The sequence below is a fragment of the Pseudoalteromonas sp. NCCP-2140 genome, from assembly GCF_023708065.1.
GTDB lineage: Bacteria > Pseudomonadota > Gammaproteobacteria > Enterobacterales > Alteromonadaceae > Pseudoalteromonas.
Map to the genome: position 1 here is coordinate 382209 of NZ_BRCZ01000002.1, position 9564 is coordinate 391772.

7 protein-coding genes are annotated in these 9564 nt (G+C 38.9%); 3 read left to right on the plus strand and 4 right to left on the minus strand.

Going from position 1 to position 9564, the window contains the following annotated elements; translation table 11 throughout:
* The first annotated feature begins 164 nt into the window (after positions 1-164).
* Both bcsG and tyrR read left to right on the plus strand, forming a co-directional pair.
* The gene (gene bcsG, locus NFU46_RS05665) at positions 165-1745 is read left to right on the plus strand and encodes a cellulose biosynthesis protein BcsG (RefSeq protein ID WP_251600485.1); all 1581 of its coding nucleotides are present in this window, start codon (positions 165-167) and stop codon (positions 1743-1745) included.
* Positions 1746-1839: 94 nt separating this feature from the next.
* The gene (tyrR, locus tag NFU46_RS05670; RefSeq protein WP_251600488.1) at positions 1840-3396 is read left to right on the plus strand and encodes a transcriptional regulator TyrR; all 1557 of its coding nucleotides are present in this window, start codon (positions 1840-1842) and stop codon (positions 3394-3396) included.
* Positions 3397-3461: 65 nt separating this feature from the next.
* Here the strand turns inward: tyrR and NFU46_RS05675 are convergent, their stop codons facing one another.
* Complete coding sequence (locus NFU46_RS05675; RefSeq protein WP_251600491.1) at positions 3462-3950, minus strand: hypothetical protein; 489 nt, start codon at positions 3948-3950, stop codon at positions 3462-3464.
* Between the two features lie 109 nt (positions 3951-4059).
* Between NFU46_RS05675 and NFU46_RS05680 the strand changes: the two genes are divergently transcribed.
* Positions 4060-4590, plus strand: coding sequence for a thioesterase family protein (locus tag NFU46_RS05680; protein WP_054561929.1), 531 nt, complete (start codon positions 4060-4062; stop codon positions 4588-4590).
* Positions 4591-4651: 61 nt separating this feature from the next.
* Here the strand turns inward: NFU46_RS05680 and NFU46_RS05685 are convergent, their stop codons facing one another.
* The 3 genes from NFU46_RS05685 to NFU46_RS05695 all read right to left on the minus strand — a co-directional run bounded on the left by NFU46_RS05685 (position 4652) and on the right by NFU46_RS05695 (position 9564).
* Positions 4652-6370 carry a DUF642 domain-containing protein gene (locus tag NFU46_RS05685; protein ID WP_251600494.1) on the minus strand — a complete coding sequence of 573 codons (1719 nt, stop codon included), beginning with the start codon at positions 6368-6370 and terminating at the stop codon, positions 4652-4654.
* 371 nt (positions 6371-6741) lie between these two features.
* Positions 6742-7986, minus strand: coding sequence for a DUF642 domain-containing protein (locus NFU46_RS05690; RefSeq protein ID WP_251600496.1), 1245 nt, complete (start codon positions 7984-7986; stop codon positions 6742-6744).
* 345 nt (positions 7987-8331) lie between these two features.
* The gene (locus NFU46_RS05695) at positions 8332-9564 is read right to left on the minus strand and encodes a DUF642 domain-containing protein (RefSeq protein ID WP_251600498.1); all 1233 of its coding nucleotides are present in this window, start codon (positions 9562-9564) and stop codon (positions 8332-8334) included.

A 9564-nucleotide genomic window follows, 5' to 3' on the forward strand; every position in this document is an offset into this window, starting at 1 on the left:
AATCAGTTTTTTATTACTTTTATCATCGCAATGCTAATCGGTATCTTGTTAAGTAATACTGGTAAGGTACTGTTAAATAAAGCCGTAGTGCTATACCGAAAACTAACATTTAGGCATGTATTATTAACGCCATATACGCCAAAACGACATAAGAAGGATGACAAGTGAGGCTTTCAGGATTAGGTTTATGGAATTTATACTTTCTAGTTAAGTTTGTTCTGTATAGCCGAGGTGACATTTCTTTTGATTTATATGCAAACCTAGCATTTTTTGCTTTTCTAGCTATCTCATTTCAACATATTTGGTTGTCTCGTATTAAACACATCGTGAGTGTGCTGATAGGTGCGGCCTTATTGTATCACGATTCATGGTTGCCCCCGATTTCTAGGCTCACTAAGCAAGCAGGAAATGTACAAGACTTTAGCATCAGCTACTTTTTTGAGATCACAGCGCGTGTTGTTAGCCTTGATATGATTTTTGCGCTGTTTGCACTAGTGGTTTTTTATTGGTTCACGGTGAAATGGTTGCGTTATACCAGTATTTCTATTATTGGTTTTCTTTATGCGTATTGGCTCGGTGGGGCAGCAGCAGATAATGAGATTACAACTCAAGTTGCAAGCAATAGCCAAACTACGCAAAAACAAGTGCCCGTTTTAGTTTCTGATACTGCAAAACAAAAGACACCGGATCAACAGTTACAAGACTTTTACCAGCAACAGAATTTATTACAAAGCCAGTTTCCTGACGTATTTAATGGTCAACCATTTGATGTGGTTGTGCTGAATATTTGCTCTCTAGCAACGGCTGATTTAAATGCGATAGGTGTTGAACCCCGTAACCTGTTTGCTGATTTTGATATCTTGTTTAGCCAATTTAACTCAGCAACGTCGTACAGTGGCCCTGCGGCAATTCGTTTATTACGAGCAAGTTGCGGGCAAACAAGTCAAGAGCAACTATTTAAACCTGTTGATGAGCAATGCCAGTTATTCACTAACCTTGCTGAGCTTGGCTATAAAACCAGTGTGGCTCTTAACCACGATGGACATTTTGATGACTTTATAGGTTTGATCAGACAATACGGTGGTGTTTCTGTGCCAAAACTGGATTTTAGCCAATTTAGTGCTGCGCAGTATGGTTTCGATGGCAAACCGATTTATTCTGATGCGGATATACTCTCTGCCTGGTTGAATAAACAAGGCACAAGTCAGCAGCCTAGAGCTCTCTACTACAACACCATAAGCTTACACGATGGAAATCAACTTGCAGGTCGTGAACGAATGAATAGTTTTGAAAGCTATCCACTTAGGCAGCAGCGCTTATTTAATGACATCGATAAGTTCATAACTGAGTTAGAGGCACAAGATCGTAATGTGATGCTGGTGGTTGTGCCAGAGCATGGGGCTGCCTTACAGGGTGATAAACTACAATTCTCTGGTTTGCGTGAAATTCCGAGCCCTTCAATAGTTTCGGTGCCTACGGCTGTTAAATTCATTGGTCCTGATGTAAAGCATGATGGGCTGAATGTCGTCGATGAAACAATGAGTTATTTTTCACTGTCAGAGTTAATCAACAATACGATGAAGCTCGACCTGTTTGCAGGAAAAGCCCCCATTAACCGAGTGCTGGATAATTTGCCGACCTCAGCTAAGGTTGCTGAGAATGAAGATACAGTGATGATGTATATAAAAGGGCAGCCATATATTCAATTAGATGGGGGAGAGTGGACCCGGTACCCGACTAATTAAGTTATTTGTCCAAAATTGTTTACAATAGACTACCCAGTTGCTGGGAGTTAGCGTATCATCCTCATACTATAGGTTCCCGTTTTTTGAGGATGTAATGCGTTTAGATATCCACTGTGCTGACCGAATTGGTATCGCACAAGAGATTCTCAATATCTTGGTGAGTTACCAAGTTGATTTAAAAGGCATCGAAGTAGATTCGGTTAATTGTCGAATGTACGTGAGTTTTCCGCCTATTGAGTTTGAACAATTCCAAAAAATCATGCCATCTATCCGATTGATAGATGGTGTGAAAGACGTTCGTACGACTGCATTTTTACCTTCTGAGCGAGAACATAATGAGTTAAATACATTACTGCGTGCATTGCCTGACGGTGTGATATCTATTGATGCTAAAGGGTGGGTGCGTTTATGTAATGATGCTGCGTGTCGCGACCTGCAATTATCTGAAAGCGAAGTGATTGGCGCTAACATCAATAACCTGCTTAAAGGCTTTAATTTTACGCGTTGGTTAGAAGGCAAAGAAGTACTTGGCCAAACAACCCGAGTTGAAGTTGCTGGCGAAGACTTTATTGCCGATATTCTACCTATTTCAGTACCCCAAGGTGCTGAAGGGGATGTGTTAGCCGGCGCAGTTATCAATATCAAATCACAAAGTCGCTTAGGCCAACAAGTCAGTGCGTTCCGGCGTTATGGCCAAGAAAGTTTTGCAACCATACATAACTTTAGTACTGCAATGCGCCGTGTGGTTCGTGAAGCGCGTAAAATGGCACAACTTGAAGCGCCAATCCTGATTACTGGTGAAACCGGTACAGGTAAAGAGTTACTTGCTCGTGCTTGTCATTACGCATCAAATCGCTCAGTAAAGCCATTTATCGCTTTGTCGTGTGCTTCGTTGCCTGATGATGTCGCTGAGTCTGAACTATTTGGTTACGCAGGCTATGAAGAAAACGCGGCACCAAAACGCGGCGTTTTAGAGCAAGCTGATGGTGGCACAGTGTTTTTAGATGAAGTTGGTGAAATGTCGACTCAGCTACAAACTAAGCTACTGCGTTTTTTACAAGACGGTACCTTCCGAAAAGTCGGTGATGAAAACGAAGTAAAAGTAAATGTGCGTATTGTTGCCGCAACACAAAAAGATTTACCAGCGATGGTACAAGAGGGAACATTTAGAGAAGATCTTTATTACCGAATTAATGTTTTGACCTTAGAAATAGCCCCATTACGTGATAGAAAAGCAGATATCGGCCCGCTAGCAGAGCACTTTATTCAAAAGTATGCCCAGCAAAATGGTCATTCTGTGCCAGAGATGTCAGAAGATTGTTTACGCTTTTTACAAGATTACCCATGGCCGGGTAACGTGCGCCAATTAGAAAATGCGATTTATCGTGCTGTGTCGTTGTTAGATGATAACGAATTGCGTATTGAGCACCTGCAGTTACCAACGTTTACCCATGATTTAGGTTATCTTGAGTCTGACTTTGAAGGAACCTTAGACCAAGCGGTAAAACGTTTTGAGGCGACTTTACTTCGTAAGCTTTATCCTGCTTATCCAAGCTCTCGTCAACTAGCAAAAAGATTAGGTTTGAGCCACACCGCAGTGGCAAATAAGCTTCGCGATTACGGTATTAACCGTAAGACAGTGAAGGTTTAATTATATAGCTTAATTTAGCAAAAAAGGCTTGGGTAAAACCTAAGCCTTTTCTTTTCGATTAAAAACTATTGTTTGGTACCCATATCCTTGGTAACACCATCAATGGCGATGCTTTTTATACCTTCATTGTCGAACTTAATAACAACACTGATGTTATTACGGGCAAAAAAGTAATCGCGGTTATCAAGGCTGATAACATAATCACCTTTTACTGAATCGCTAAATTTGCGCTTTTCGAGTTTTAGGGTGTGACCAGCAATCTGCCAGTTGAAGCCTTCAATAAAGCCATTGTTGAATTCTTGCACCCACACTTGTTCCTCATCTTTACTGAGTGTAATCGCCACAGAATAAGATTCTGGAAGAGACATGTCATAGCTTTTATCACCAATAGTGAACTTCTCAGCATCTTGTTGCCAAGCAAAGCCAAATTTAAAGGCTTTCTCAACACCCGTTGGGTACTTTAGGGTTCCATCCCCAGCAAAGTTAAAATCTGCAAAGGCAGAGCTGGTGAATAAGCTTGCACTGAACAAAGTTACCAAACTAAATAATTTCATTAGGTTATTCTTTTTTTATACTAATATATGCACAGATTAGAGCAGAAAATTCGCCTTAGCAATATGCTGTGATACACTTTGTTCATTATCAACTGGTTAGACCTTTGCCGTGAACCTCTATTTTCGACTTATACTACTGTTTTTTAAAATTAAACGTAATCGTGATTATCAACAATTGTTAGACACGATTGATATTGAATTCAAAGCGTTACCAACCGATTGCGATATCAATTTTCATCTAACTAATTCTCGTTATTTAGCGATGATGGATCTTGCCCGTACTTGGATGACTGAGCGGGTAGGCTTGTTAAAGCACATTATGAAACGCCGCTGGTTCCCAATCGTTAATGCAACTGCAATTACCTATATACGCGATATTAAACCAATGCAAAAGTACACAGTCAGTACACGTTTAGTTGGTTGGGATCATAAATACTTTTACATTGAGCAAAAGTTTCACTCTGAACGAGGCTTGCATGCAATTGCTTATGTACGTGGTGTATTTAAACGTAAGAAAGGCGTTGTAAGTGTTGAAGAGATGCTTGAAGTTGCAGGCTTTAGTGGAGTTGCACCTATTTTGCCAGCAGAAGTGATGCACTGGAAAGAGATGTTAGAACAAAAGAAACTCACAAATAAGTGATATCAAAGATTAGTAAAAAAAAATGCCAGCTAAGCTGGCATTTTATGGCTTTATAAACAGTTTACTTCCCGCAAACTGCTTCACTAACAAACGTTAAATCGTTTACGTGTGCTGGACCATCCATTACGAATGTCGCTTCAGCGGTGTTTTGATCTAAGGTATAGATTTTTGCATTTTCGCCATTTTCTCTACCTGAGACATAAATTGTACCGTCATCAGCAATTGCAAGGCCAGATGCCCAGTTGATACCATGTTCACCAATTTGGGTTAATTCAAGGCTACCTTCATCTAATGTGTAAAGCGCTTTACCAGTCAACACGTAAAGTACGTTGTAGTCACTTGAATAAGCGATGTCGCCATCAGAGAATGTGTCACCGTCATACGAAAGCTTACCTAATACTGTTTTCTCACCTGTAGCAAGGTCAAAATCATACATGTATGTTTTGCTTGTTGCACGTAATGACAGGCCATCTGCAGTTACTGTTGAGCGGTAAATTGGGAATGATGTTGCATCTGCAACTTCAGCTTGCGTGTCAGTAGTTAAATCTAGGCTATGAATTTTTGATGCTTTGCTGCTTTTATCAAGTTGCTCCATGAAATAAAGCACGCCATCTTTGCTAGCAATGTTTGATGCTGTATTGTTAACGCCAGCAACAATAGACACAGCGCCTGACTCTGGGTTAAAGTGATACACATAGCCTTCAGTTTCAGAACCAAAATTGTTGATGCCGTATAAACCGGTAGTAACAGCGCAAGGTTCAGCAATTTCTGTAACAACAACATTGTCAATAAAGCCACCCTGGCCAGCAGAGCTACCCGTACCTTTCAATGTAATTAGTGAACTTACATCTGTTCCTTCAACAGTGTAACTATGCTTAGACCAAGCAATTTGTGTTGTGTCTAATGCTTCTAGTAATTCGCCATTCCAAAATACCTCAGCACTATTTATACCTTCTTGATTTTCAACACGACCAGCGTAATAGAAACTAAGTTCATATTGCTTACCAGCTTGTGTAGGTATCTCTTGAGAAGCGCTATAGTTCTCATACGAGTTCAATTCTAAATACTGCTCACCATCTTGAGCATCAATTTTATTTAAAGAAGACGCTTGTAACTCAAGCCATTGATTCTCATTAGCAGTCCAGTCAGTTAAATCTTTGAAAAACTGATAACGGCCATTAGCTTCTGTTACTCGGTCGGCTTCGAAAGAGCCATTTTGAACTAAGTTAGTTGCTGGGTTTGAAACTTGAACAACAGAGATGTTATCTACTATTCCACCATAGCCGTTTGCAACACCAGTGCCGGCAATTGCGATTTCAGATGTTGTTCCTGTCGCTTCAATCGTGTAGGTGTATTTTGTCCACCCTTTTTGACTACTATTTAAAGCTTCAAGTAGTTTGCCATTCCAATAAACATCGATATTATTTGTGCCTTGAGCACCGTTAATTCGAGCAGAATAATAAAGGCTAAATTCATATGTTTCGCCAGGCGTGGTTGCTATTTTTTGAGAGGCACGATAATTCTTTGTTGAATTAAGCTCTAAATATTGATCACCATCTTGTGCAGTCATTTCACCTAGAAGGTTTGTTTGAACTTCAAAGTATGCATTTTCACTGCTGCTCCAGTTCGTAAGCTCATTATACAGCTGCCAGGTTCCTGATCTTTCGCTGATTTTATCAGCTTCAAATGAACCATTTTCAACTAAATTAGTATTTGAAATAGCAAAAGTTGATACAATAGCCAAAGGTAATATTGCTAATTTTGATATTAGTTTTTTCATGCGCGCCCCATTTTTCGGATTAATTTCATTTATTGGGATAATTTTATTTTAATTAATATACCTTGCAATGTTAATTTTTGTTTGGTTTGTTTTTTTAATGCTCATTTTCTGCAAGCGTCTGAAATAAATGATTAAATTTTGCTTTAGGAATTTTCACATTTAAATTTATTGTGTTTTATTAAATTCTCGTTTTTTATATTTTTTAATGATCTTGTTTTTTAATCTTGATGTTATTTTATTATTTTTATTCTGTTTACTTTTGTGGTAGGTTTTGTTTTGTAGGTAGTAATTAATGGCGTTTTTATTATTTATACATGGTTTTTTAAATTAAAAGCCAGCTTCGCTGGCTTTTGTATGGCTTTACCAACTGTTTACTCTGCTGCGCAAGCGGCTTCACTTACAAATGTTAAATCATTGATATGTGCAGGCCCATCCATCACAAATGTTGCTGCCGCTGTGTTTTGATCTAAAGTATAGATTTTCGCATTTTCACCGCTTTCTCGACCTGAAACGTATATCGTACCATCATCAGCAATTGCAATACCTGATGCCCAGTTCACACCGTGCTCTCCAATTTGGGTTAATTCAAAACTACCCATATCCAAGGTATAAAGTGCTTTGCCCGTTAAAACGTATAACACGTTGTAATCACTTGAATATGCAATATCGCCATCTGTGAAAGAGTCACCGTCATAAGAAAGCTTGCCTAGCACGGTTTTTTCACCTGTAGCTAGATCAAAGTCATACATGTATGTTTTGCTCGTCGCGCGTAACGTCAGGCCGTCTGCAGTCACTGTTGAGCGATAAATAGGGTATGATGTCGCATCTGCAAGCTCTGTCTGTATATTGTTTTTTAAATTTAAGCTATAAATTTTTGAAGCTTTGCTACTACTATCAAGCTGCTCCATGAAATATAACACATCACCTTTGCTTGCAATGTTTGACGCTGTATTGCTAAGACCAGAAACAATTGTTACGGCGCTTGATTCTGGATTAAAGTGATACACATAGCCTTCAGTTTCAGAACCAAAGTTGTTGATACCGTATAAGCCGGTAGTTACTGCACAAGGCTCAGGAACTTCTGTAACAACTACATTATCAATAAACGCACCATAACTATCTGACGTACCAGCTCCAGCAAAGCTTAAAACTGAACTTGCGCTGTCTGCTTCAACTGTAAAACTGTATTTAGTCCAACCTTTTGTACTGCTATTAACAACAGCTAATGATTCACCATTCCATATAACGTCAGCTTTGTTTGTTGTCTCGTTACCAGTAACACGTGCAGAGTAATAGAAACTTAATTCGTACTGATTACCAGCCGTCGTCGCAATAGTTTGTGAAATGCTGTAGTTGGCTGTTGAATCAAGTTCGATGTGCTGTTCACCGTCTTGTGCTGGAACAATACCAAGTTCATTTGTTTGAATTTCAAACTTAGCATTAGTACTACGGGTCCAGCTTGGAATAACATCAAATAATTGCCATTGACCATTGTGATCAATCACTGCATCTGTATTTTCGAATGATCCGTTTTCTACCAAGTTTGTACTAGCCATTGCAATACCTGATGCAATAGCCAAAGGTAAAACTGCTAGTTTAGTAATCAAACTTTTCATGACTTTTCTCCATTATGTTGTTTCGTTGAAATTTTAATATTGTTCTAGTTTATTTCAAATATATAATAATTATTTACTGATCGCATTTTATGGTGGTTGTCTTTAAATTGCTGTATTTAATTAATTTGTTTTGTTTCTAGGAAAATTCTGATTTTTATAGATGTTTTATTTGTTTTTGTTTGTTTGGTATTTAACGGTGGATTTTGGTTTTTTATCTAGTATTAAAGTTTTTGGTGGTTTTATAATAGGTTTGATTTTTTCTAATGAAGGGGGAGGGTTTTTAATAGTGATTTATTAAAAATAGAAATGCCAGTTATAAAACTGGCATTATAAGACTAATTTGCTTTATTGTTCTGAGCAAACTGACTCACTAACAAATGTTAGGTCATTTAGGTGTGTAGGACCACGCAATACAAAAGTCGCTTCAGCTGTATTAGGGTCGAGTGTATAAAGCTTCGCGCTTTGACCACTCTTTCTTCCTGTTACGTAGATAGTGCCATCATCAGCAACTGCAAGGCCCGATGCCCAGTTAACACCATGTTCACCTACTAATGTAAGTTCTAATGTACCCTGATCAACAGTGTATAACGCTTGTTCAGTTAATGCATAAAGTACGTTATTGTCACTTGAGTATGCAATATCACCGCCTACAAACTCTTCACCTTCGTAGCTAAGCTTACCTAAAACTGTCTTTTCACCTGTTTCAAGATTGAAGTCATACATGTAGGTTTTGCTTGTTGCACGTAAGTTAAGACCATCAGGAGAAACAGCAGAACGAATAATAGTATAAGAGTTAGTATCTGCTACTTCGCTTTGCGCATTTGATGCCAAATCTAGACTGTAGATTTTTGAGTCTCTAGTCTCACTATCTAGCTTCTCCATGTAGTATAGCTTGCCATCCATGCCTGCGATGTTTGCTGCAGTATTCGTAACACCAGCAACTTTTGTTACTGCTGATGTTTCTGGATTTAAGTGATAAATATAGCCTTCTGAATCAGAACCATATTTATTAATAGCGTATAAACCCGCTTGTACTGAGCAGTATTCTGTAGCTTCACTTACTGAAACATTATCGATGAAGCCACCTACACCACCACTGCTACCAACACCCGCTAATGTGATTTCTGAGCTTGCACTCGTTGCTTCTACATTAAAGCTGTACTTCGTCCAACCTTTAAACTTAGCATTAACTACACCTAATGATTCACCATTCCACAGTACTTCAACTGTGCTTGCTGTATCATCACCAGACACGCGTGCTGAGTAATAGAAGCTAATTTCATACATTTTACCAGCTGTTGTAGCTACGGCTTGAGATACGCTATATTGCTGCGTAGAACCAAGCTCCAGATAATTCTGGCCATCCTTCGCTTTAAGAATTCCAAGATCGCTTGTTTGTAGTTCAAACTTTGCGTTTTCGCTTCGTGTCCAACCAGTAATTTCATCAAATAATTGCCATTGGCCATTGACAACTTCGGCTTCGAATGATCCATTTTCAACCAAATTTGTATTCGCCACAGCAAATGCAGAGGTAACAGCCAGTGGTAATACCGCTAATTTAAAAAATAAATTCTTCAT

Bases quoted from the DNA above. Each gene is read 5' to 3' on its own strand.
- NFU46_RS05675 (WP_251600491.1), bottom strand. From the start codon at position 3,950: ATGAAATTATTTAGTTTGGTAACTTTGTTCAGTGCAAGCTTATTCACC.
- NFU46_RS05695 (WP_251600498.1), bottom strand. From the start codon at position 9,564: ATGAAGAATTTATTTTTTAAATTAGCGGTATTACCACTGGCTGTTACC.
- NFU46_RS05685 (WP_251600494.1), bottom strand. From the start codon at position 6,370: ATGAAAAAACTAATATCAAAATTAGCAATATTACCTTTGGCTATTGTA.
- NFU46_RS05690 (WP_251600496.1), bottom strand. From the start codon at position 7,986: ATGAAAAGTTTGATTACTAAACTAGCAGTTTTACCTTTGGCTATTGCA.
- tyrR (WP_251600488.1), top strand. From the start codon at position 1,840: ATGCGTTTAGATATCCACTGTGCTGACCGAATTGGTATCGCACAAGAG.